The sequence below is a fragment of the Intestinimonas sp. RTP31139st1_F5_RTP31139_211217 genome (assembly GCF_040226735.1).
Lineage (GTDB): Bacteria > Bacillota > Clostridia > Oscillospirales > Oscillospiraceae > Intestinimonas > Intestinimonas butyriciproducens.
This window is the reverse complement of record NZ_JBCOAQ010000006.1, coordinates 81,063-102,300: the sequence shown is the minus strand read 5'-3', so window position 1 is coordinate 102,300 and position 21,238 is coordinate 81,063. Positions and strand designations below refer to the sequence as shown.

The following is a 21,238-nucleotide window of genomic DNA, read 5'->3' as shown; positions in this document are numbered from 1 at the left end:
TCACGCCTCCTCCAGCTTGTAGCCCGCCTTGACCACGGTCTTGATCTGTCCGCCCGCGGGCCCCAGCGCGGCGCGAAGGTTTTTGATTTGGACGTCCACCGCCCGGAGCTCCCCCTCAAAATCCCAGCCCCATACACGGGTGAGCAGCTGCTCACGGGAGAGGACCCTGCCGCGGTTGCGCAGGAGGCAGAGGAGCAGGTCGTACTCCCGAGGGGATAATTTGACAGCAGTATTACATACTGTACAGGCCATGCGACCGGTATCCAGCCGAATTTCCCCACAGATCAGCGTGCCGTCGGAGGTGCCGCGGCTGCGGCGGATCAGGGCTGTGGTCTTGGCCAGGAGAATGGCCAGGGAGAAGGGTTTGATCACATAGTCGTCCGCGCCCAGCCCGTAGCCCTCCAGCGCATGGGTTTCCCCGCCCAGGGCCGTGAGGAAGAGGATGGGGACCCGGCTCTTCCGGCGGATGGCACGGCACACGCCGTAGCCGTCCAGGCCCGGCATCATCACGTCCAGCAGTACCGCGTCGTAGTCACGCTCCCGGAAGCGGTCCAGACCCGCCGCGCCGTCTGCGGCCAGGTCGGCCTCCACCCCGTGGGCATGGAAATAGTCCCGGAGGATATCCCGCATGCGGGGCTCATCTTCCACAATCAGGATCCGGTCAGCCATTGTCGATCCCCTCCTCGATACGCAGGATACCAAAAAAATGTGTTGGAGTTGTGTCGGATTGGAAAATATGCGGCTTGCCGAAGGAAGGGGGCTACCCGGGATAAGAATCGGGGGAGTCGTGCGAAAAGGGGCGGCAGCCCCCGGTGTGTCTCCCGTTGAAACGATCAAAAGGCTGTCGGAAAAGCCATTTTGAGCTTTTCCGACAGCCTGGATACCCGTCAGGTATGGAGGGACGCGAATTACCGGCGACCGCCGAAGCCGCCGCCCCTGGAACCGCCGCCGAAGCCGCCGCCCCTGGAACCGCCGCCGAAGCCGCCGCCCCTGGAACCGCCGCCGAAGCCGCCGCCTCTGGAGCCGGAGCTGAAGCCGCCACCTCTGGAGCCGGAGCTGAAGCCGCCACCTCTGGAGCCGGAGCTGAAGCCGCCGCCCCTGGAGCCGGAGCCGAAGCCGCCGCCTCTGGAGCCGGAGCCGAAGCCGCCGCCCCTGGAACCGCCGCCGAAGCCGCCGCCTCTGGAGCCGGAGCTGAAGCCGCCGCCCTTGGGACCGGAGCTGAAACCGCCGCCCCGCGGGGGCGTGGGTCCGCCTCCCGGCCCTCTGGGGGGACGTGGACCCCTTCCGGGCGGAGGAGGAGGCTGGCGCCAGCGCCGCCGATACCAGCCGTAGCCAGGCCCGTGCCAGAAGAGAAGGGGGCGAAAGACCACCGGGGGGACCCCCATACCGTAATATCTTCTGCGGTAGGCGGTGTATCGGGTGCTGTCGATGATGGAGAATACGATGAGGATCAGAAGGATGAGGAAAAAGATCTGGACCACCCAGCTCACATCCCGGGCGTAACCCTCGGCATAGCCGGGCGCCGGCGTACTCTGTGCGGCGTTCAGATGGGAGGCGAAGAACGTCTGGAAGGAGGAGAACACCCCCAGGGCGAAGGTGTCGTAATCCCTGGCCATGAATGCGTCGTAGTGCTGGTCCATGTACTGGGTGATCACGGAGTCGCTCAGGGCGGAGGTCACGCTGTCGCCCGGGATCAGGAAGGCGTCCTGCCCACCCACGTCCATTACCAGCAGCAGGTCCTGGGAGCCGAGACCAATGTCGTTGCCGAGCTGATAGGTGTAGGTGTCGATGGCCATGCCGTCGGTGTCGGACACTGCGGCCACCGCCATGATCATACCGTAACGGGCGTCCCAGTTGGCGTTATAGAGGCACAACGTCTCCTCTGTGGCATCGGAGAGCACACCGGCCTCGTCCCACAGCCAGTCTGTGTAGCCGGAGGTGTTCAGGCTGGTGTCCAGCGCTGAGGGATCGGCGGGCTCCGGCGCGGGGGAGGACTGTACGGGACGCCGGACCTGACCCAGGCCGATGGAGGCCAGGATGATCAGAAGGGTGAGGACCACCGCTACGCTGCGTTTTTGAAAGAACTTCATAGGCACTCCTTATTTTCGTATCCCACAGGTACAAAAGGCGTCCGGCTCAACCGCGCAGCTCCAGCAGCTTCTGCTTGAGCTCGCCCTCGATCCGTCCCAGCTCCAGCTCGGCCTCCCGGCGCTTTTGGGCGCCGTCCTGCTGGATCTTCATGACCTCGTCCAGGGTGGAGATGAGCTGCTGATTGGTGTGCTGCAGGGTCTGGATATCCACCACGCTACGCTCGGCCTCCTTGGCGGTCTCGATGGTGCCCATCTTGAGCATATCGGCGTTCTTCTGCAAGAGCTCGTTGGTCATGTTGGTGACGGCGCTCTGGGCCGCCGTGGCCTGCCGGGAGTGCTCCAGACCCAGCGACAGGACCATCTGGCTCTTCCACAGCGGAATGGTGTTCACCAGGGAGGACTGGATCTTCTCCAGCATCAGGGCGTCGTTGTTCTGGATGAGCCGGGTCTGGGGGCCCATCTGGATGGAGATCATACGGGTGAGCTCCAGGTCGTGGATCTTCTTTTCAAAGCGGGAGCACATGTTGGCCAGGTCGTTGTAGGCCTGGGCATCCTCCTGGGTCCCGCTCTGGGCGGCCTTTTTCCGCAGCTCCTCCAGCTCGCCGGCGCGGACCTGCTCCAGGCGCTTCTTGCCCGCCAGAATATACATGGTGAGCTCCTTGTAGTACTTGGTGTTGAGATCGTACATCTGGTCCAGCATGGCGATGTCCTTCATCAGGGTCACCTGATGGCCCTCCAGCACGGCCACGATCTTGTTCACGTTGGTCTCGGCCTTGGCGTACTGGGCTTTCATGGACTCCAGATCGTTTTTCTTTTTCTGGAAGAAGCCGAAGAGACCGCTCTTCTCCTCCTGGCCGAAGTTTTGCAGCTCTCCTACCAGACCGGCCAGGGACTGGCCGATCTCGCCCAGGTCCTTGGTGCGGACGGAATTGAGGGTGTTTTCAGAGAAGGAGGCGATATTCTTCTGCGCGGCGGCGCCGTACTGCAGGACCACGTTGGAGTCCTTGATATCGATCTTCTGGGCGAACTCGTTGACCATCTTGCGCTCCGCCTCGGTGAGCTGGCTCTCATCCAGCTTGACCGCGTTAGCGTCCCGGACCTTTTGGGCCTCGGCGGCGTCCTCAGGAGCCACGGTGGGATTCAGGGTCAGGCTGGGCGCGTCGGGGGCCTTGGGGGCCTCGGCGGCGGCCGCCGCACCCATATCGGGGGTCAGCGTCAGTTCAGGGGTGAAATCGGTGTTGTCGGCCATATTGAACCATCCTTTCTAGTTGCGCCGCAGGCCCGTCAGGACTCGCTGCGGAGTTGCTCGCCCGTCAGTCCTTCCTGGGCCAACAGGTTTTCCATCACGGTGATGTCGGTGGAGATATCCAGGGCCTCGTCGCCGAAGAGGGCGTCGAGCTGCTTGTCGAAGGCTTTGGTGACCGTGTCCATCATCGTCTCGATCTTTCCCATGGTGCCGTCGATGTTGGTGCCGGACACGCCAGCGGAGCCCATCCTGTCATAGGCATTGAGGAGCTTGAGGGTGGTGGGGAGATAGTAGTTCATGAATTTGCGGATCTGGGAGAGCTTTTGAGGGTGCTCCACCACATAGGCGATGATCTTCTTGGTGATCTCCTCCAGATGGTCGATCTGGGCGGAGAGGGTGGGGTCCTCGATGGCGTCGTTGAGACGACGCATTTCAGAGACGGCCCGGTCCCGGTCCTGGATCAGGGCGTCCAGCTCGGGATTGCCGGTGGAAGGGGCCTTTTTCTCCTCCGCCTTGGGGGGCACCTCCGCCTGGGGATCGGAGTCCTTCGCGGTCTCCGGGGTCTCGAAGCTGCGATCCGGCCAGATGGCCTTGGCGATGAGAAAGACCGCCAGGGAGGCACCCGCCGCCGCCGCATAATGGAGGGGCCGGTACAGGGGCAGGAACAGCCCGAAGATCAGCCACACCACGGCCACCGCATAGATGGGGACCACAGATTTTTTTACTACCTTAGCCATAACTGCCTCCTTAGAGAAGATACAAAATTATTGTACCCTTCCGTGGGAAGGGTGTCAATGGGATTCCGTTTTACTTTGCCTGTCTTAGGACGCGGGATGCCCTTGCAAAAGCGGAAGGGAACCGTGGACAGGATGGTTGACAGGGGGTGGAAAACTTATTATTATATATAGTTATAGCTGTAAACGAAGAGGGAGAGCGATGGTCAATGATGACGCTGGAGGATTTCAAGGCCGCCCGCAGTGTGCTTGCGGGCGTGATCGCGGACACCCATCTGGTCCACTCCGTGGCTTTTTCTAAAGCCACGGGGAACCATGTCTATATCAAACCGGAAAACATGCAGGTGACCGGCGCCTACAAGATCCGGGGCGCCTACTATAAGATCAGCACCCTCACCCCGGAGGAGAAGGCGCGGGGCCTCATTACCGCTTCCGCTGGCAACCACGCCCAGGGGGTGGCCTACGCCGCCCAGGCCGCCGGCGTGAAGGCAACGGTGGTCATGCCCACCACCACGCCCCTGGTGAAGGTGAACAACACCAAGGACTACGGGGCCAACGTCATCCTGCACGGCGCCGTCTTTGACGACGCCGCGGAGCTGGCCTCCCAACTGGCGGAGGCGGAGGGCTATACGTACATCCACCCGTTCAACGATCCCATTCTGGCCACCGGACAGGGGACCATCGCCTATGAGATATTTTCCGATCTGCCGGAGGTGGACATCATTCTGGTGCCCGTGGGCGGCGGCGGCCTTGCCGCGGGGGTGGCCAGCTTGGCCAAGCTCCTCAACCCCAATGTAAAGGTCATCGGCGTAGAGCCCACTGGCGCGGCCTCCATGAAGGCCAGCCTGGAGGCGGGCCATGTGGTCAGCCTGGACAGGGTGGAGACCATCGCGGACGGCGTGGCCGTCAAGACCCCTGGGGACAAGATTTTCCCATATGTGCAGCAGAATCTGGACGGCATCCTCACCATCGAGGACCGGGAGCTGGTGGATGCCTTCCTGGATATGATGGAAAAGCACAAAATGATCGTGGAGAACGCCGGGCTGCTGTCCATAGCCGCCCTGGCCCATCTGGACTGCACAGGCAAGAATGTGGTGAGCGTGCTCTCCGGCGGCAACATGGATGTCATCACCGTCTCCTCCCTGGTCCAGCACGGCCTGGTGAGCCGGGGACGGGTATTCACCTTCTCGGTGCAGCTGCCTGACCGGCCGGGCGAGCTGGTGCGGGTGGCGGAGATCGTGGCGGAGCAGAACGGCAACATCATTCGCCTGGAGCACAACCAGTTCGTCAACATCAACCGCCAGAGCGGCGTGGAACTGCGCGTGACGCTGGAGGCCTTTGGGCATGTCCACAAGCAGGAGATCATCAAGGCGGTGAAGGACGGGGGCTACGACGTCCGCGAGGTCATGACCACCAGCGTGTAGCCCCTTGAATATCTGTTGCCGCCCCCCGGAGGCGGACCTCCGGGGGGCGGCTATCTTCGTGCGGTGGGCCGCCGGGTCGTCGCCGCCGGACCGGGAGACGGCGTGGGGCCGCCAGGCCGGCACGCTTCCGCGCGCTGCCGTGGGAGGCCGGCGGCTGTCCCGGGGCGCCTGCGGCCCGCCTTTGCGAGCCGCCTGCCGCTTGTCGTATCCTATGCCGGCGGCGACGCCTCGGTGCCCCTCTGCGGGACCGGGTATGGGAAGAGCATACCGCAAAAGGATTTTATTTTCCATAAGGAGAGATGAAAAGATGATTAAAATTGCTCCTTCCATCCTTTCAGCGGATTTTTGCAATCTGGAGCGGGAGATCCGGCGGGTGGATTCCGCCGACTGGCTCCATGTGGACGTGATGGACGGCATGTTCGTGCCCAACATCTCCATCGGCGTGCCGGTGGTGTCGTCCATCCGCAGGCACACGGAGATGTTTCTGGACGTCCATCTGATGGTGGAAAAGCCGGGGCGCTATGTGGATGCCTTTGCCGACGCCGGCGCCGATCTGCTCTCGGTCCACCTGGAGGCCGATATGCCGCTCCGCATCCGGGAGGCCCTCCGGCGCATGGAGGAGCGCGGGGTGAAGCGGGGGATCGTCCTGCGGCCCATCACCTCGGCCGAAGCGGTGCTCCCCTACCTGGAGCTGGGTGTGGAGCTGGTGCTGGTGATGACAGTGGAGCCCGGCTTCGGCGGACAGAAGTTCATGGCCGATCAGCTTCCCAAGCTGGAGGCGATCCGCCGGTATATCGACCGCTATCAGCCGGACTGCAATCTGGAGGTGGATGGAGGGATCGATCCTGACACCGCACGTCAGGCGGTATCCGCCGGAGCCAACGTGTTGGTGGCCGGTTCCTCGGTGTACGGTGCGCCGGACCCGGCGGTTGCCATCGCGGCCCTGAGAGGGTAACCTCTCTGGGCCCGTCATCGGAAAAAATGCACAGACCAATCGTTGGAGGTAATATCCTATGCAGTATTTTCCCCCGGCCCTGGAAAAGCTGACGGAGCAGTTTGCACGGCTGCCCGGCATCGGCAACAAGAGCGCCCAGCGGCTGGCCTTTTTTGTGCTGTCCCTTCCCGACGAGGACGCACAGGCGTTTGCCGACGCCATCGTGACCGCCAAGCGGGCCATCTCTCTGTGTCCGGTGTGCCAGAACCTGACGGAGGGCGAGGGGCCCTGTGCCATCTGCCGCAGCGACAAGCGGGACGGCGGAACGGTATGTGTGGTGGCCGATCCCAAGGATGTCATCGCCATGGAGCGGTCCCGGGAGTATCAGGGGCGCTACCATGTGCTCCACGGGGTCATTTCTCCCATGAACCATGTGGGTCCCGATGATCTTCACATCAAGGAACTGCTGGAGCGGGTGGCCTCGGGCGAGGTGCAGGAGGTCATCATGGCCACCAACCCGGACACGGAGGGGGAGGCCACGGCCATGTATCTGGCCCGTCTCCTGCGGCCCTTTGGCGTGAGGATCACCCGGCTGGCCTATGGGGTCCCGGTGGGAGGCCACCTGGAGTATGCCGACGACGCCACGCTGATGCGGGCGCTGGAAGGGCGGAGAGAGATGTAAAACACGGGGGCGCGTCCGACTAGGACGCGCCCCCGTGTTTTGGCAGAGCCCGACGGCTCAGGCGGAAGGTTCCCCGGCCGGACGATACCGGGCCAGGAGAGATAACTGCTCGTTTGCAGCCATCCGCGCTGCGATCTCCAGGGCTTCCTGGTAGGACGCCACCCGCCGGATGGCCTTGGCGGCGGCATGGCGGCGGACCTGCCAGCCGCCTTTGGGGTGGGGCAGCACGTAGAGATCTGCTCTGTGGTCCATGGGGGTATGTACACCTCCTCCTTTTGTGTGATGGTATGGAGAACCGCACACAAAAAGAGAAAACATTGACTTTTGGCCGGCATTTCGATACAATAAAAACGGACTGCGCCGGCCGTGGGCCGCGTTTTCTCCAGGGGTTCCGCTGTGCCAGCAGCGGAGCCCCCTTTTTTGTGTCACTGGTCTTCCCTGGGGGAAGAGACCCGCTTTTTCAGCAGACGGCTGTAGCGGGCCAACAGGGCCTCCTCCGAGAGAGAGGAGGCGCCGGCGGTGAACTGCTCGGTGGTCAGGCTCAGGATAGGGATCTCAAAGGCGTCGATCAGGCTCTGGGCCTCCTGGACCGCCTGCTCCAGCTCCGACAGGTCGAACTGGTTGCGCAGAGAGCGCATCTGGGCGGCAAGACTGCAAAATTTCTCCAGAACGGCGGCGGCGCCTTCGCAGGCGGGCGGAACGGGTACAGGAGCGGCGGCGTCCGGACATTCCCCCACGCCGGCGGAGGCCGGAGCGGACGCCGTGGACTGCGTCAGGCGGCTGATGTCCACATTGAAAATGTCGGATAGTTGCTCCAGCCTGGCGGAGCTGATCTTGGAGGCGCCGGATTCCCACTGCGATACCGTGCCGCGGCTGATACCGAGCCTGCGGGCAAGTCCGGACTGGGTCAGCCCCTGGCGTTCACGGAGCTCTTTCAAAGCGAGGTTGGCAGCCATGATAACACCATCCTTAACAAAATACTATCGCTTGCACCTATCATACTGCGCAGAGATACGCTTGTCAACCTGCATTCGGGCAAAAATGCAAAAAATGAGTGGGCACCGGTTAAGATACCCACTAAACATGCAAGACAGTCACTGCGGCAGGGATACCTCGCCTGCCAGGCTCTTTGCAAAATAGGCTTTCACCTGGACCGGATCTTCCGTCTGGCCTAACACCCACATCAATTTTGTAACCGCCGCCTCTGTGGTCATATCATAGCCCTGGATCACGCCCTGGGACAGCGCGCGCTGTCCGGCCTGATAGAGGGTGAAGTCGCTGCTCTCGTAGAGGCACTGGGAGCAGACCACAACGGACATGCCCGCCTGAGCCGCTTTGTGGAGCTTGGAGATGAGGTCCCGGCGGATGAAGTGGAGTCCCCCGGCGCCGAAGGCCTCGATCACCACCCCGCGATAATGCATTTGCAGCAGCATGTCGAAGATCTCCGGATTGAGACCGGGGGTCAGCTTGATGAGAAAGACGTCCCTGCACAGCTCGTCCCGGAGCGTGCAGCGATCCCCGGCGGCGGGGGGCAGCGCGGCGGGATCGATATGCAGCCCACCGCCGTCCACCAGGGCGGCAGGAGGCCAGTTGACACTTTCAAAGGCGTCAAAGCCCTTGGTGCGGGTCTTGACCGCCCGGCATCCCAGGATCACCTTGCGGTCAAAGGCCACAAAGACGCCGGGTGTGCCGGAGGCGGCCATGGCGAAGGCGATGCGCAGGTTCTCCAGCGCGTCGGTGAGCGGGTGTTCGATGGGGAGCTGGGAGCCGGTGAGCACCACGGGGATAGGAATGCCGCGGAGCATGAAGCTGAGCACCGACGCGGTGTAGGCCATGGTGTCGGTGCCGTGGGTGATCACCACGCCGTCATATGCGGCGCGCTGATCGTGGACAGCGCGGGCGATGAGCTGCCACTCCTCCGGCTGGATGTTGGAGGAGTCCAGGTGCAGGATATCGCGGACTGTGAGTGCGTAATTCTCGGAGAGCAGGGGAAAATGGCGGGTCAGCGCGTCCCCGTCCATGCCGGGAGCCAGTCCCTCCTCCGTGGGCCGGGAGGCGATGGTCCCCCCGGTGGTAAGCAAAAGAATATGTTTCACTTGATTCTCCTCCAATGAACAGGTATACTACGTATAGAGAAAGAGAAAGCGAGGTTACAAACATGAAGTATCGCAGCGTTGGTATGTGTGTGGTGCTCAGCATCATCACCTGTGGGATCTACGGTATCTATTGGTATTACTGCCTGAACGAGGACATCAACGAGGTCACGGGGCGGCCCGGCACCAGCGGCGGCATGGTCATTCTGTTTACACTGCTCAGCTGCGGCATCTACAGCATCTACTGGTGCTACAAGATGGGCGAAAAGCTGGACGCGGCCCGGGCGGAACAGGGTACGCCTACGGGTAGCCTGTCCATCCTGTATCTGGTACTCTCCATTTTCGGGCTGGATATCGTAGCCTGGGCCCTGATGCAGAATGAGGTCAACCACTATACCCCCGGCACCGGCGATGCCTTCTAGAAGAAACGAACTCCTGCGGCGGGCGGGCCTGGTCCTGGGGATCGGGCTCGCCTATGCGCTTTTCTGCGGCCTTACGGGCTGGTACCTGCCATGTCCTTTCCATGCCGTGACCGGACTCTGGTGCCCGGGCTGTGGGGTGTCCCGGATGTGTATGGCTCTGCTGCGCCTGGATCTGCCCGCGGCCTGGAGGTGGAACCCGGCCCTGATGGTGCTGGCGGCGCCCTTGGGCATACTACTGGCGCGGCTGGCCGGGGCCTATGTACGGCAGGGGCGCACCCGCCCCACCCGGGCGGAGCAGGCCGTCATCTGGGCCATGGCGGCCTTCCTGCTGGTTTTCGGCGTGCTGCGGAACCTACCCGGAATGGAGGCACTGGCGCCCGGTTAAAAGTTGGGCGCCAGCGCCTCCGCCTGCGCCATGGCCCCGGCCAGCAGGGCGGCTTTGTCGTTGCGCACGTCGTCCAGCCCCTCCGCGCAGAGCAGCTGGAAGTCGGGGATGCCGTACATGGCGCACAGGGCTTGCAGGTGGCGGGCCCCGGACTCCATCCACGCGGTCTCCGGGAGGGAGAAGTTTCCGCCGCGGGTGGTGATGAGGAGGAGCCGCTTCGCCCGGCAGAGGCCGACGCTGTTCCCGGCGTCGTCATAGCCGAAGGTGAGGTTGGTCACAGAGATGCGCTCCAGGTAAATTTTCAGGATGGCGGGATAGGAGAGGTCCCAGAATGGAGCGGCGATGACGATGCGGTCCGCTCCGGCGAACTGCCGGGCGGGGGCAAACATGGGCTCCTCCAGCCGACCGGCGTTCCACAGCGTATCCCGCTCCGCCAGTACCTCGGGGTACTGGGGCTCCAGCCGCTCCTCCATCAGATTGAGCTCCGTCACCCGGTCCCCCGGGTGGCTTTTTTCATATTCCGTGAGAAAATGCCGCGCCAGGGCCAGAGTGCGGGAGCGCGCGCCCCGAACGCAGGCGTTGACAAAAAGCAGTTCAGACATAGCAGATCCCTCCATAGCAGCAAATGCTCCCATATGGGAAGCAAACTCTAGTATACACCGGAATGGGCGTTTCTACCAGAGGGACCGCTCATGTTGACGTCAGCCGCGTCCGCAGGACCTCCCGCAGCGCGGGGGCGGTCCAGTCCACGGCGCCGGAGAGCCGTGACACCGTCTTGCCCTGGCGAAGGAGAAGGATGTGGAAGCCGTCCTCCCCGGTGTAGCTCCAGCTCTCGTCAAAGCCCAACTCCACAGGCGCCAGCGGAAGTTCAGAGGTGCGGCGCAGGGCCAGGGCCGTCCAGCGTGCCAGGGGTTCCAGGCAGGAGAGATAGGAGTCGGTCGCGATGCCCTGACCGGCGTAGTCCAGATAGCTGATATGCTGCAGAAGGGGGGAGCCGGTCTCCTCCAGCCTCCCCAGCACTTCGCCGGGAGGCAGCCCCACATCCTCCGCCATGATGACCGGCCTGGAGCGCAGACTGTCCCGCTCTTCCGGGAAATAGGTGACGGGGTAGCTGGGAGCGGACATGTCCACCAGCCGGAGGACCAACAGCAGTACATAGGCGATGAGCAGCAGAAACTCACCTGTTCCCCGCAGGCGGGCCTGGCGGGCGCTGGGGACGGGCATCTCGCCGCCTGAGCGGACGGCGGCCCGGCAGCGGAGGAAATAGCGCAGCATGGAGCCGAGCTGCCAGAGCACCACCGCCGCGACCAGGGAGCAGAACAGCGCGGAGAAGACGCCCTCCGGGCTGGAGAGGAGGAAGAGGGGAAAGCTGTACCAGAAGGCAGGGTCGCCCCCCTCAAGGAGGAGCCACAGGAGGCTCAGCAGCAGGGGAGGGAACAACAGCATGAAGAGAAGGAGCAGCCAGCTCTTCCAGAAGTAGATCCGCTCGAACCGGTCCCGCTCCAGGCCGGGGTCGGTCTGAATGGGGGCGGGGTCCGCGCCGGGCAGCGTGCAGAAAACGTTCATGGAGCGCACTGTTTCCACCAGTCCCCAGCCCGCCTCGTGGCAGAGGGCCAGGTAGCTCTCCTGGTTTCGGGCCTTCTCTCCGGAGAGATCCACGCAGTAGCGGATGTCCGGCCGGTCCGCGGGGAGCAGGTAGACCGTCCAGCCCCTCAAGTCGAAGGAGGCGACCCGCCAGCCGGCGCGGGCCTGCTGATTGAGCCAGTCCTCAGCGGCTTTATAGTCCATAGCGAGATAGGGGAAGAGCACCCATCGTTCCGTCTTATGCATGGAATCCCTCCACTCCTTGCGCCTGTTTTACCGGGGCGGACATCCCGACCGGCCGGGCCTCCGGCGCAGGGTCTGGGCTTTTTTCCAGCTCCAGACGGGCCCGGACCATGTCCAGGACCGCCGGATCGGTAAAATCGGCGGGACCCTCCACGGAGGCGACCACGTTTCCTTCCACCAGTAGGAGGGACTGCCAGCCGTCCGGACCGATGTACAGCCAGGACCGGTCGAAACCCAGCTCTATCGGCTCCGGATGGATGGGGGCAGCATGAAAATGCGGGGCGTTTTCACTCTGCTCCTCGGCCAGGAGAGAATCCCGCACCGCGTCGGCCAGCCAGCCCCAGCGGCAGAGATAGTAGTCGGTGCGGACGGGAGTATGCGCAAGAAAGGTGAGGGACTGGGCGTGACAGAGCAGGGGGGAGCCCTCCCACAGCAGGTAGCCACTCCCAGTGTCCTCCGCGCCGCCGCTCAGGTCGCCGGAGCGGACCACAGGGTAGAGGTCCGCCGGATAGACCAGGTCGTTGATACGCCCCGGAGACGGCCAGAAGGTCAGAAGCAGGGACAGGAGCAGCAACAGGGAGGCGAGGGTGGAGCAGAGCATACGCCCCCGTGCGGCCCTGCGGGAAGGGACGGGAAGCGGCGCGCCGGACCCCGCGGCCCCACGGCAGCGCCTCCGGAAGGCGCCCAGCCAGAGAAAGCTGGCCGTGTCCCACAGCAGGACCAGCAGCAGACAGGGCAGGAGCAGCAGGTGGGGAAGGGAGAGGAAGACCCCCCACCAGTGGATGGGGCGGGCGGCGGTGAAGAGGTCCAGGAGGAGGTTGAAGGCCAGCACAAAGGGGAGATGGAGAAAGTTCCACTGGGCCTGCCGGAGGACCGTCTTCCAATTGACCTCGAAATCCAGGGCGGGGTCTGTCTGGAGGGGGGCGGGGCAGGCGCCGGGAGAGGAGGCGAAAACGCGGAAGCCGGCGGACTGGGCGCGGAGCTCCCAGCCAGCGTCGGCGCAGAGGCGGAGATAGCCGGCATCCTCCTCCCCGGCGCGGTTGGCGGGGCACAGCTCCACGCAGTAGGAGAGGTCCCGGCGCTGCGTCCTGCGGAAGCAGGCCAGTCCGCAGTGGAGCCACCGCAGCGCCCAACCCAAGCGGGCCATACGGTCGAGCTCGGCCTCCATGGCCTTCGCGTCGGGGGCCAGGTACCGAAAAAGGCGGAGTTTACTATGTTTCATTTGACGACACCTCCCATTCCAGGGCGGATCAGTAGGACCGCCGGGGCGGGGCTCATCCCCGGGGAGGCCCGGCCCACCCTTCGGGCCTGCGCCGGGCGTCCGGAGCAGACCCGTCTCCATGTCGCGCTCATGCGCCCCCGCCGCCCCGCAGCACGCGCTCCCCGTCCGCGGCCTGGCGCTGGAGGCGGCGCAGCTCTTCCTCCAGGACCCTGCGGCCCTCCTCGGTCAGGCGGTAGTATTTCCGGTTGTCCCGCTCGGCGGAGAGTCGGATGAGGCCGTCCGCCTCAAAACGGGACAGCAGGGCGTACAGGGTGCCCGCCCCGATGATCACCCGTCCGCCGGTGAGCGCAGCGGTGTCCTGCATGATGCCGTACCCGTGGCGCTCCTCTGTAAGGGCGAGAAGGACGTAATACATCTGCTCGGTCAGTGTGTCCAGCTTCTTCCGCGCCACGGAGGGTCACCGCCCTTCTGAGTATATCGAATATCGCTACTTTCAGTATATGACGATATTCGATATATGTCAATCAAAAATCGGGCGGAGGCTTTGGGCCTCCGCCCGATCAAACGCTTATTCCAGCACAGCGCCCCGCGCCGCGCTGGTGACCTGCTTGGCGTAGCGGTTGAGATAGCCGGTCTTGACCCGGGGCTCGGGACAGACCCATTTGGCTTTTCGGGCGTCCAGCACCGCCTCGTCCACCAATACGTCGATCCTGCAGTTGGGAATATCAATGGTGATGATGTCCCCCTCCTCCACAAAGGCGATGGGACCTCCCAGCGCGGCCTCGGGGGAGACATGGCCGATGGAAGCGCCGCGGGTGGCACCGGAGAAGCGCCCGTCGGTGATGAGGGCCACGCTCTCGCCCAGGCCCATACCACAGATGGCGGAGGTGGGGTTGAGCATTTCGCGCATGCCGGGCCCCCCCTTGGGCCCCTCGTAGCGGATCACCACCACGTCGCCGGCGACGATCCTGCCGGCATAGATGGCGGCGATGGCGTCCTCCTCACAGTCGAAGACCCGGGCGGGGCCGGTGTGGGACATCATGGCCTCGTCCACGGCGGACTGCTTGACCACGCAGCCCTCGGGGGCCAGAGAGCCCTTGAGCACGGCGATGCCGCCATAGGGGGAGTAGGGGTCCTCGATGGGGCGGATGATGGCGTGGTCCAGATTTTCCACGCCCTCCAGATTTTCCGCCACGGTCCTGCCGGTGACGGTCAGCAGAGAGGTGTCCAGCAGTCCCTTTTTGGTTAGTTCCTTCATGACGGCGTAGACGCCGCCCGCCCGGTCCAGGTCCTCGATATAGGTGTCCCCAGCGGGGGCCAGGTGGCAGAGGTTGGGGGTCTTGCGGGAGATCTCATTGGCCATATCAAAAGAGAGCTCGATGCCGCATTCATGGGCGATGGCGGGAAGGTGGAGCATGGAGTTGGTGGAGCAGCCCAGGGCCATGTCCAGGGTCTCGGCGTTGTGGAAGGCGGCCTCAGTGAGGATATCCCGGGGGCGGATGTCCCGCTTTACCAGCTCCATGATCTGCATGCCGGTGTGCTTGGCCAGCCGCAGCCGGGCGGACATGACGGCGGGGATGGTGCCGTTCCCCCGCAGGGCCATGCCGATCCCCTCGGTGAGGCAGTTCATGGAGTTGGCGGTGTACATGCCGGAGCAGGAGCCGCAGGTGGGGCAGGCGTTGATCTCATAGTCCTCCACGCCGGCCTCGTCCAGCTTGCCGGCCTTATAGGCGCCGACGGCCTCGAACATGTGGCTCAGACAGGAGCGGCGGCCGTCCCGGAGACGGCCGGAGAGCATGGGACCGCCGGAGCAGAAGATGGTGGGGAGGTTGAGCCGGGCGGCGGCCATCAGCAGTCCGGGCACGTTCTTGTCGCAGTTGGGGATCATCACCAGGCCGTCGAACTGATGGGCCAGGGCCATGGCTTCGGTGGAGTCTGCGATGAGCTCCCGGGTGACCAGAGAATACTTCATGCCGATGTGTCCCATGGCGATGCCGTCGCACACGGCGATGGCGGGGAACTCCACGGGGGTGCCTCCGGCCAGACGGATGCCCGCCTTCACCGCCTCGGCGATCTTGTCCAGGTTCATATGGCCCGGGACGATCTCGTTCTGGGAGCACACCACGCCGATGAGAGGCCGCTCCAGCTCCTCCCTGGTATAGCCCAGAGCATAGAAGAGGGAGCGGTTGGGGGCGCGCTCCACGCCCTTTGTCACATTGTCGCTGCGCATGGGTGGTTCCTCCTGTTTTTCTGTTTTCTATGTAAGAGTTGTATGATTACACTTGCATTGTCTGACGATATATTATAGGATAAAAGAAAAGATGTCAAGTGCGATGAGGTGAGTCTATGGAAAAAAAGAGCCTGTCCCAGCAGACGGCAGAGCGGCTTTACACCATGATCGTGGTGGAGCGGCGGTTTGGGCCGGGGGACAAGCTGCCCAACGAGCTGGAGTGGTCGGCGGAGCTGCGGGTGAGCCGCGCCACGCTGCGGGAGGCGATCCGTACGCTGGCCGCCCGGGGCGTGCTGGAGGTCCGCAGGGGAAAGGGCACCTTTGTGTCGGGGCAGGTGGAGGAGATTGGAGATTTCGGCTTCTCCGGACTGGATCAGGTCAAGGGCCGGCTCCGGGACCTCTTTGAACTGAGGCGGGTCTTTGAGCCGCAGGTGGCCAGGCTGGCCTGCCACAGAGCGTCGGAGGGGGAGATGGAGGAGATCCTCCGCCGGGGCGCGGAGGTGGAGCGGTGCATCCGGGCGGGGGAGGACCGCACCCGGGCGGACCGGGAGTTCCACGCCGCCATTGTCCGAAGCACCCACAATGAGTTCATGATGCGGCTGATGCCCCTCATCAGCGAGGCGGTGGCGGCCGCCATCACCTCCGGCGGCCATACGGAGCAGCTTGCGGAGGACACGCTGCGGGATCACGCCCTGTTGATGGACTTCCTCCGCAAGCGGGATGAGAGCGGCTGTGAGCACGCCATGGCCATCCATATGCACCACAGCATGGATGTGATGGGGCTGGAAGAGTAGGCGCAAGGCGCTGAGGGAGAAGGACTCTACCGCTGGTCGATTGACACCGGGGGCGGGAGCGGGTACCATGGCGGGGAAGGAGGCGATGCCAGATGAACGGCATTGACAAGGAACGATTCGGCGCCTTCCTGGCCGCCCTGCGGAAGGAGAAGGGGCTGACCCAGCGGGCGCTGGCCGACCGGCTGTATGTCTCGGATAAAGCGGTGAGCAAATGGGAGCGGGGGCTGAGCCTGCCCGATGTGGCGCTGCTGACGCCGCTGAGCGAGGCGCTGGGCGTGGGTGTTGCCGAGCTGCTGCGGGGGGAGCGGGCGGAGCGCCCCCTGGAGACGGCAGAGGTGGACGCGCTGGTCAGCGGAGCCCTCCATCTAGGCAGAGAGGAGGAGCTCTGGCTGGACCGGAGGAAAAAGGGGTGGAAGCTGTCCTATCTGCTCTGCGCTCTGGCCGGGCTGGTGGAAACAGGGATGCTGCTGGCCCAGGGCTTTGGGTGGGAGGCGCTGGCGGAGACGGTGGCGCTGGTGGAGGGCCTGAGCCTGCTTTTCGGCGCCTGGCTGTGCTTCTTCGTCCGGGAAAGTTTGCCGGGCTATTACGATGAGAACCGGATCAGTTTTTACGGCGACGGGGTTTTTCGCATGAACTTGGCCGGGCTCCGTCTCAACAACAGCAATTGGCCCCATATTCTGGCGGCCCTGCGGGGGTGGCTGTTGGGCACGGCGGCGGTATTTCCCCTCCTCTGGTGGGGGATATGGACCCTGTGGCCGGGGACCCTGCAGGGCCTGGAAGGGGGCTTGAGCCTTCTGGCCTGCCTGGGGATGTTCCTCCCGGCCTATGTCGTGGGAAAGCGGTACGAGTAAAGGGGCCCCGGCAGAGCGCCTGATCCAATGATGATGCCAAATGAATCCCGGCGCTATCCGCAGCGGCTGGAAGAATGAAAAAATCGCCGTCTCCCGGAGGGGAGACGGCGATTTTGCATGCGTGCGATGGCGGGATCAGTTGGAGGCGGTATCGGGGTCGGCATCGTCGCCCCAGAGCATGTTCTTGCGCAGCTCGGCGCCCACGATCTCCATCTGGTGTTTGGCCAGGTTGGCGCGCTTGGAGTTGAAGAAGGTGCGGCCGTTCTTGTTCTCGGCGATCCACTTGCCAGCGAAGGTGCCATCCTGGATGTCGTCGAGCACCTTGCGCATGTTCTTCTTGGTCTCCTCGTAGGGCAGGACGCGGGGGCCGGAGACATACTCGCCGTACTCGGCGGTGTCGGAGATGGAGTAGTTCATCATGCCAACGCCGCCCTTGTTGATGAGGTCGATGATGAGCTTCATCTCATGGATGCACTCGAAATAGGCGTTCTCGGGCTCGTAGCCGGCCTCCACCAGGGTCTCGAAGCCGCAGCGCATCAGGTCCACCACGCCGCCGCACAGCACGGCCTGCTCACCGAAGAGGTCGGTCTCGGTCTCATCGTGGAAGGTGGTCTCCATCACACCGGCACGGGCGCCGCCGATCCCGGCGATATAGGCCAGGGCGATCTTCATGGCGTTGCCGGTGGCGTTCTGCTCCACGGCCACCAGGCAGGGGACGCCCTTGCCGTTGACATACTGGCTGCGGACGGTGTGGCCGGGGCCCTTGGGGGCGGCCATGAACACATCCACGCCGGCGGGAGGGACGATCTGCTGGTAGCGGATATTGAAGCCGTGGGCAAAGGCCAGGGCGTTGCCCTCCTCCAGATAGGGGGCGATGTCCTTCTTGTAGACGTCGGCCTGCACCTCGTCGTTGATGAGGATCATGACGATGTCGGCCCACTTGGCGGCCTCGGGCACGGTTTTGACGGTGAGGCCAGCCTTTTCGGCGTTAGCCCAGTTTTTGGAGCCCTGACGGAGTCCCACGCACACGTCGCAGCCGGAATCCTTCAGGTTGAGGGCGTGGGCATGTCCCTGGGAGCCGTAGCCGATGATGGCGATCTTCTTGCCGTTGAGATAGCTGAGCTCACAGTCCTTTTCATAGTACATCTTTGCCATAATAAAACACTCCTTTATCAAGTAGGATGCTGCAATCGGAAGAATGATGATACCTATCATATCACAGCGGCGGGCAAAAGAATGATAACTGTGATACAATCTTAAAAATTCCTTGTACGCCGCGCACCGCGCGATGCGCGGTGGGAAAAGGCGGCTTACAGTGTGGCTTTGCCCAGGTTGAACTCCGCCTTTGCCCCACGGGATCGGGGATCCCGCGGGGACCCCCTGGGATTGGACCTCCTCGGGGCAAGTAAATTGCCCCTGCGGCAAGGTCTCGCCCCGGCTCGACGCTTGGACGCGGCGGACCGCGGCGCACCGCGCGATGCGCGGTGGGAAAAGGCGGCTTACAGTGTGGCTTTGCCTAGGTTGAACTCCGCCTTTTCCTTGTTTTCGTCGCTGATGGTGTAGGCGCCCCGCTCCAGGGCCACCATGCCGGTGCGGACCAGCTCCAGGATGCCGAAGGACTCCAGCAGCTTCTGCATGGCGTCGGCCTTGGACTCGTCGCCGATGAGGGCCAGCGTGAGGGAGGCCACCGACACGTCGATGATGGAGGCCCGGAAAATGTTGGCGATCTGGATGACCTCGTTGCGGGTATCGGCGTTTTCAGCCTTCACCTTGAACATCACCAGCTCCCGGCGGATGCTCCGCTCAGGCAGCAGCTCCTGGACCGAGTAGACGGGGAACTGCTTGCGCAGCTGGTTCATGATCTGCTCGATCATGGCGGCGTCGGCCATGACCTCGATGGTGATGCGGGAGACGGTGGGATCGTCGGTGGTGCCCACCGCCAGGGACTCGATGTTATACCCCTTGCGGGAGAAGAGGCGCGACACCTGGGAGAGGACGCCGGCGGCGTTCTCCACCAGGACGGACAGCGTGTGGCGGGTGATGTCGGTGTGTGCTTTCATCCTCTCGGCCCTCCTTAATCCAACAGAAAATCGGTGACGGGGGCGCCGCCGGGGACCATGGGGTGGACCATGGCGTCCTTGTCGATGGCGCACTCGATGACCCAGGGCTCCCCCGAGGCCACGGCCTTCTTCAGCGCGGCCTCGAACTCCGCCTGCGTGGCGCAGCGGGCGCCGCCGATCCCATAGGCATTGGCCAGCTTCACAAAGTCGGGGCCCCGGTCCAGGTCGGTCTGGGAATAGCGCTCCCCGTAGATGAGATGCTGCCACTGGCGGACCATGCCCAGCGTCTGGTTGTTGAAGATCACGGTGATGACCGGGATGTGGTAATGCTCCACGGTGGCCAGTTCATGGCAGTTCATGCGGAAGCAGCCGTCGCCGGTGCAGAGGACCACGGGCTTGTCGGGATTGCCCATTTTGGCGCCCATGGCGGCCCCCAGCCCGAAGCCCATGGTGCCGAAGCCGCCGGAGGTGATGAGCTGTCCCGGGCGGGAGAAGTGGTAGTACTGGGCCGACCACATCTGATGCTGTCCCACGTCGGTGGTGATGATGGCATCCCCGCCGGTGACGGCCTGGATGGTCTCCAGCACCTCGTGGGGATGGAGGATGTCGTCCTTCTTGAGGGGGACCTCCTTGTGGGAAAAGACCCACTCCTTCCATTCGGGGTAGTCGTGGGGGGGCATGCCCTGGTTGAGGAGCTCCAGCACCCGGCGGGCGTCCCCGATGATGTGGTGATCGGTCTTGACGTTCTTGTCGATCTCGGAGCGGTCGATGTCGATGTGGACGATCTTGGCGTTCCGGGCGAAGGTGGCGGGGTCCAGGGCCACCCGGTCGGAGAAACGGCAGCCGATGGCAATGAGCAGATCGCACTGATCCACGGCGAAATTGGAGGCGTGAGAGCCGTGCATCCCGATCATGCCGGTGAACAGCCGGTGGCTGCCGGGACAGGCGCCGCCGCCCATGATAGTGGAGGTCACCGGGGCGTTCAGCGTCTCGAAAAACTTCCGGAATTCCGGTACGGCGCCCTTGGAGCGGATCACGCCGCCGCCCACCAGCACCAGGGGCTTTTGGGAGGCCGCGATCATATCCAGCAGCTTCTGGATGTCGCCGTGGTCGGGCTCGGGGGTCTTGAGGTCGTGGGAGGCGCGGCGGAGCATGGCGGCCAGGCGGCCGTGTGCGGCGTGCTGCTCCACGGGAAGGGGGCGGTAATCCACCTCTTCATAGGTGACGTTTTTCAGGATATCGATGAGCACCGGGCCCGGGCGGCCGGACCGGGCGATGGCAAAGGCCTCCCGGATGACGTCGGCCAGGTCCTCGGCCCGGCGCACCAGGTAGTTGCACTTGGTGATGGGCATAGTGATCCCGGTGATGTCCACCTCCTGAAAGGAGTCCTTACCGATGAGATTTTCCCCCACATTGACGGTGATGAAGACCACGGGGGAGGAGTCCATATAGGCGGTGGCGATACCGGTGGTAAGGTTGGTGGCCCCGGGGCCGGAGGTGGCGAAGCAGACGCCCACCTTGCCGGTGGAACGGGCGTAGCCGTCGGCCGCGTGGGACGCCCCCTGCTCATGGGCGGTGAGAATGTGGCGGATCTTCTCCTTGTAACCACTGCGCTCAAACTCGTCGTAGATGTTCAGAATGGTGCCGCCGGGATAGCCGAAAACGGTGTCGACTCCCTGCTCCAGCAGGCACTCCATGAGCACCTGAGGGCTTTTCATCTTCATGTGCGCGACCTCCTTTGGTAATATAATGTGGAAAAGCGGGGACCAAACAAAAGAGCATGCCTTGCGTCCCCTATAGGACGAAGGCATGCTCCGTGGTACCACCTAAATTCGCGGGCCGGGGCCCGCGCGCTTTCGACCCCGCTAACGGAGGGGAACCGTCTCGGCCTACTGACCCGGCTATGGACGTTCAGCAGAGCAGCTCACGAGCGACTTTCTACCGGTCCTGCACGGGAGCTCACACCATGGCGGGCCTGTTGTCCGCCGCCGCTCCCTCTCTGGGCTTTCGAGACCGATATACTTACCCGGTCATTGCTGTTTTTGGCGCTATTTGATATTAAACAGCATCATACAACGCCCCCGACCGTTTGTCAACCGGGAAGGAGAAAGGAGGCGGATTTTTTCTGTTTTTCTCAACGAAGTGGGAAAGAGAGGAAAATAAATTTTGAAAGGTTGCACAAAAGGGAGGGCCGCCCTGTCCGCCGGGGGATTGGAAATTTATTTACTCTAATTTTTGCGGTTT

General features: G+C 63.6%; 22 protein-coding genes and 1 other annotated feature. Of the genes, 7 read left to right on the top strand and 15 right to left on the bottom strand.

The genetic code is table 11. The annotated features are described in order from the left end of the window. The 4 genes from ABUA09_RS06790 to ABUA09_RS06775 form a co-directional block, all read right to left on the bottom strand. On the bottom strand, positions 1-669 hold the full coding sequence (locus ABUA09_RS06790; protein WP_195615291.1) for a response regulator transcription factor: 669 nt from the start codon (positions 667-669) through the stop codon (positions 1-3). Positions 670-908: 239 nt separating this feature from the next. Then, positions 909-2,090, bottom strand: a complete 1,182-nt coding sequence (locus ABUA09_RS06785; RefSeq protein WP_349949227.1) for a TPM domain-containing protein — start codon at positions 2,088-2,090, stop codon at positions 909-911. Between the two features lie 46 nt (positions 2,091-2,136). After that, positions 2,137-3,339 carry a toxic anion resistance protein gene (locus ABUA09_RS06780; RefSeq protein ID WP_058117083.1) on the bottom strand — a complete coding sequence of 401 codons (1,203 nt, stop codon included), beginning with the start codon at positions 3,337-3,339 and terminating at the stop codon, positions 2,137-2,139. A gap of 35 nt (positions 3,340-3,374) precedes the next feature. Further along, entirely contained in the window at positions 3,375-4,073 is a 699-nt protein-coding gene (locus ABUA09_RS06775; protein ID WP_033117478.1) for a 5-bromo-4-chloroindolyl phosphate hydrolysis family protein, read from the bottom strand. 206 nt (positions 4,074-4,279) lie between these two features. Between ABUA09_RS06775 and ilvA the strand changes: the two genes are divergently transcribed. The 3 genes from ilvA to recR all read left to right on the top strand — a co-directional run bounded on the left by ilvA (position 4,280) and on the right by recR (position 7,110). After that, a complete protein-coding gene (ilvA, locus tag ABUA09_RS06770) occupies positions 4,280-5,494 on the top strand; it encodes a threonine ammonia-lyase (protein ID WP_058117084.1) in 1,215 nt (404 codons plus the stop codon). Positions 5,495-5,801: 307 nt separating this feature from the next. Beyond that, the gene (gene rpe, locus ABUA09_RS06765) at positions 5,802-6,449 is read left to right on the top strand and encodes a ribulose-phosphate 3-epimerase (RefSeq protein WP_033117476.1); all 648 of its coding nucleotides are present in this window, start codon (positions 5,802-5,804) and stop codon (positions 6,447-6,449) included. A gap of 58 nt (positions 6,450-6,507) precedes the next feature. After that, complete coding sequence (gene recR / locus ABUA09_RS06760) at positions 6,508-7,110, top strand: recombination mediator RecR (protein ID WP_058117085.1); 603 nt, start codon at positions 6,508-6,510, stop codon at positions 7,108-7,110. A 57-nt stretch (positions 7,111-7,167) separates the two neighbouring features. Here recR and ABUA09_RS06755 read toward each other — a convergent pair whose 3' ends face one another. The 3 genes from ABUA09_RS06755 to ABUA09_RS06745 form a co-directional block, all read right to left on the bottom strand. After that, positions 7,168-7,362 carry a DUF2188 domain-containing protein gene (locus ABUA09_RS06755; RefSeq protein WP_058117086.1) on the bottom strand — a complete coding sequence of 65 codons (195 nt, stop codon included), beginning with the start codon at positions 7,360-7,362 and terminating at the stop codon, positions 7,168-7,170. A 173-nt stretch (positions 7,363-7,535) separates the two neighbouring features. After that, positions 7,536-8,066, bottom strand: coding sequence for a helix-turn-helix domain-containing protein (locus tag ABUA09_RS06750; protein WP_195973773.1), 531 nt, complete (start codon positions 8,064-8,066; stop codon positions 7,536-7,538). A 138-nt stretch (positions 8,067-8,204) separates the two neighbouring features. After that, positions 8,205-9,206 carry an asparaginase gene (locus ABUA09_RS06745; protein WP_195608339.1) on the bottom strand — a complete coding sequence of 334 codons (1,002 nt, stop codon included), beginning with the start codon at positions 9,204-9,206 and terminating at the stop codon, positions 8,205-8,207. Positions 9,207-9,268: 62 nt separating this feature from the next. On the opposite strand from ABUA09_RS06745, the gene ABUA09_RS06740 reads away from it, so the two are divergent. Both ABUA09_RS06740 and ABUA09_RS06735 read left to right on the top strand, forming a co-directional pair. Further along, positions 9,269-9,625 (top strand): DUF4234 domain-containing protein, encoded by a 357-nt coding sequence (locus ABUA09_RS06740; RefSeq protein WP_033117471.1) that lies wholly within the window; start codon positions 9,269-9,271, stop codon positions 9,623-9,625. Beyond that, a complete protein-coding gene (locus ABUA09_RS06735) occupies positions 9,615-10,010 on the top strand; it encodes a DUF2752 domain-containing protein (protein WP_058117089.1) in 396 nt (131 codons plus the stop codon). The genes ABUA09_RS06740 and ABUA09_RS06735 overlap by 11 nt, the downstream gene beginning before the upstream one ends. On the opposite strand, the gene ABUA09_RS06730 is transcribed toward ABUA09_RS06735, so the two are convergent. The 5 genes from ABUA09_RS06730 to ilvD all read right to left on the bottom strand — a co-directional run bounded on the left by ABUA09_RS06730 (position 10,007) and on the right by ilvD (position 15,289). Continuing rightward, positions 10,007-10,612 carry an FMN-dependent NADH-azoreductase gene (locus ABUA09_RS06730; RefSeq protein WP_279202924.1) on the bottom strand — a complete coding sequence of 202 codons (606 nt, stop codon included), beginning with the start codon at positions 10,610-10,612 and terminating at the stop codon, positions 10,007-10,009. The genes ABUA09_RS06735 and ABUA09_RS06730 overlap by 4 nt on opposite strands. A gap of 88 nt (positions 10,613-10,700) precedes the next feature. Beyond that, the gene (locus ABUA09_RS06725) at positions 10,701-11,840 is read right to left on the bottom strand and encodes a DUF2812 domain-containing protein (protein ID WP_279202926.1); all 1,140 of its coding nucleotides are present in this window, start codon (positions 11,838-11,840) and stop codon (positions 10,701-10,703) included. Further along, on the bottom strand, positions 11,833-13,059 hold the full coding sequence (locus tag ABUA09_RS06720; RefSeq protein WP_279202927.1) for a DUF2812 domain-containing protein: 1,227 nt from the start codon (positions 13,057-13,059) through the stop codon (positions 11,833-11,835). The genes ABUA09_RS06725 and ABUA09_RS06720 overlap by 8 nt, the downstream gene beginning before the upstream one ends. A 127-nt stretch (positions 13,060-13,186) precedes the next feature. Then, positions 13,187-13,510 carry a PadR family transcriptional regulator gene (locus ABUA09_RS06715; protein WP_033117466.1) on the bottom strand — a complete coding sequence of 108 codons (324 nt, stop codon included), beginning with the start codon at positions 13,508-13,510 and terminating at the stop codon, positions 13,187-13,189. Between the two features lie 117 nt (positions 13,511-13,627). After that, positions 13,628-15,289: a dihydroxy-acid dehydratase gene (ilvD, locus tag ABUA09_RS06710; protein ID WP_033117465.1), complete on the bottom strand. Its 1,662-nt coding sequence runs from the start codon at positions 15,287-15,289 to the stop codon at positions 13,628-13,630. A 116-nt stretch (positions 15,290-15,405) separates the two neighbouring features. Here ilvD and ABUA09_RS06705 point away from each other — a divergent pair, with 116 nt between their 5' ends. Together ABUA09_RS06705 and ABUA09_RS06700 are read left to right on the top strand one after the other, a co-directional pair. Continuing rightward, complete coding sequence (locus ABUA09_RS06705) at positions 15,406-16,083, top strand: FadR/GntR family transcriptional regulator (protein ID WP_279202931.1); 678 nt, start codon at positions 15,406-15,408, stop codon at positions 16,081-16,083. 92 nt (positions 16,084-16,175) lie between these two features. Further along, positions 16,176-16,934: a helix-turn-helix domain-containing protein gene (locus ABUA09_RS06700; protein WP_195615299.1), complete on the top strand. Its 759-nt coding sequence runs from the start codon at positions 16,176-16,178 to the stop codon at positions 16,932-16,934. A gap of 135 nt (positions 16,935-17,069) precedes the next feature. On the opposite strand, the gene ilvC is transcribed toward ABUA09_RS06700, so the two are convergent. From ilvC to ilvB, 3 genes are all read right to left on the bottom strand, one after another. Beyond that, a complete protein-coding gene (gene ilvC, locus ABUA09_RS06695; RefSeq protein WP_033117462.1) occupies positions 17,070-18,089 on the bottom strand; it encodes a ketol-acid reductoisomerase in 1,020 nt (339 codons plus the stop codon). A gap of 344 nt (positions 18,090-18,433) precedes the next feature. Then, a complete protein-coding gene (ilvN, locus tag ABUA09_RS06690; RefSeq protein WP_033117461.1) occupies positions 18,434-18,994 on the bottom strand; it encodes an acetolactate synthase small subunit in 561 nt (186 codons plus the stop codon). A gap of 14 nt (positions 18,995-19,008) precedes the next feature. Further along, positions 19,009-20,718, bottom strand: coding sequence for a biosynthetic-type acetolactate synthase large subunit (gene ilvB, locus ABUA09_RS06685; protein ID WP_075705317.1), 1,710 nt, complete (start codon positions 20,716-20,718; stop codon positions 19,009-19,011). Positions 20,719-20,788: 70 nt separating this feature from the next. Beyond that, positions 20,789-21,037: a binding site (T-box leader), on the bottom strand. Positions 21,038-21,238: the final 201 nt, after the last annotated feature.

Bases quoted from the DNA above. Each gene is read 5' to 3' on its own strand.
- ABUA09_RS06790 (WP_195615291.1), bottom strand. From the start codon at position 669: ATGGCTGACCGGATCCTGATTGTGGAAGATGAGCCCCGCATGCGGGAT.
- ABUA09_RS06785 (WP_349949227.1), bottom strand. From the start codon at position 2,090: ATGAAGTTCTTTCAAAAACGCAGCGTAGCGGTGGTCCTCACCCTTCTG.
- ABUA09_RS06780 (WP_058117083.1), bottom strand. From the start codon at position 3,339: ATGGCCGACAACACCGATTTCACCCCTGAACTGACGCTGACCCCCGAT.
- ABUA09_RS06775 (WP_033117478.1), bottom strand. From the start codon at position 4,073: ATGGCTAAGGTAGTAAAAAAATCTGTGGTCCCCATCTATGCGGTGGCC.
- ilvA (WP_058117084.1), top strand. From the start codon at position 4,280: ATGATGACGCTGGAGGATTTCAAGGCCGCCCGCAGTGTGCTTGCGGGC.
- rpe (WP_033117476.1), top strand. From the start codon at position 5,802: ATGATTAAAATTGCTCCTTCCATCCTTTCAGCGGATTTTTGCAATCTG.
- recR (WP_058117085.1), top strand. From the start codon at position 6,508: ATGCAGTATTTTCCCCCGGCCCTGGAAAAGCTGACGGAGCAGTTTGCA.
- ABUA09_RS06755 (WP_058117086.1), bottom strand. From the start codon at position 7,362: ATGGACCACAGAGCAGATCTCTACGTGCTGCCCCACCCCAAAGGCGGC.
- ABUA09_RS06750 (WP_195973773.1), bottom strand. From the start codon at position 8,066: ATGGCTGCCAACCTCGCTTTGAAAGAGCTCCGTGAACGCCAGGGGCTG.
- ABUA09_RS06740 (WP_033117471.1), top strand. From the start codon at position 9,269: ATGAAGTATCGCAGCGTTGGTATGTGTGTGGTGCTCAGCATCATCACC.
- ABUA09_RS06735 (WP_058117089.1), top strand. From the start codon at position 9,615: ATGCCTTCTAGAAGAAACGAACTCCTGCGGCGGGCGGGCCTGGTCCTG.
- ABUA09_RS06730 (WP_279202924.1), bottom strand. From the start codon at position 10,612: ATGTCTGAACTGCTTTTTGTCAACGCCTGCGTTCGGGGCGCGCGCTCC.
- ABUA09_RS06725 (WP_279202926.1), bottom strand. From the start codon at position 11,840: ATGCATAAGACGGAACGATGGGTGCTCTTCCCCTATCTCGCTATGGAC.
- ABUA09_RS06720 (WP_279202927.1), bottom strand. From the start codon at position 13,059: ATGAAACATAGTAAACTCCGCCTTTTTCGGTACCTGGCCCCCGACGCG.
- ilvD (WP_033117465.1), bottom strand. From the start codon at position 15,289: ATGCGCAGCGACAATGTGACAAAGGGCGTGGAGCGCGCCCCCAACCGC.
- ABUA09_RS06705 (WP_279202931.1), top strand. From the start codon at position 15,406: ATGGAAAAAAAGAGCCTGTCCCAGCAGACGGCAGAGCGGCTTTACACC.
- ABUA09_RS06700 (WP_195615299.1), top strand. From the start codon at position 16,176: ATGAACGGCATTGACAAGGAACGATTCGGCGCCTTCCTGGCCGCCCTG.
- ilvC (WP_033117462.1), bottom strand. From the start codon at position 18,089: ATGGCAAAGATGTACTATGAAAAGGACTGTGAGCTCAGCTATCTCAAC.
- ilvN (WP_033117461.1), bottom strand. From the start codon at position 18,994: ATGAAAGCACACACCGACATCACCCGCCACACGCTGTCCGTCCTGGTG.
- ilvB (WP_075705317.1), bottom strand. From the start codon at position 20,718: ATGAAGATGAAAAGCCCTCAGGTGCTCATGGAGTGCCTGCTGGAGCAG.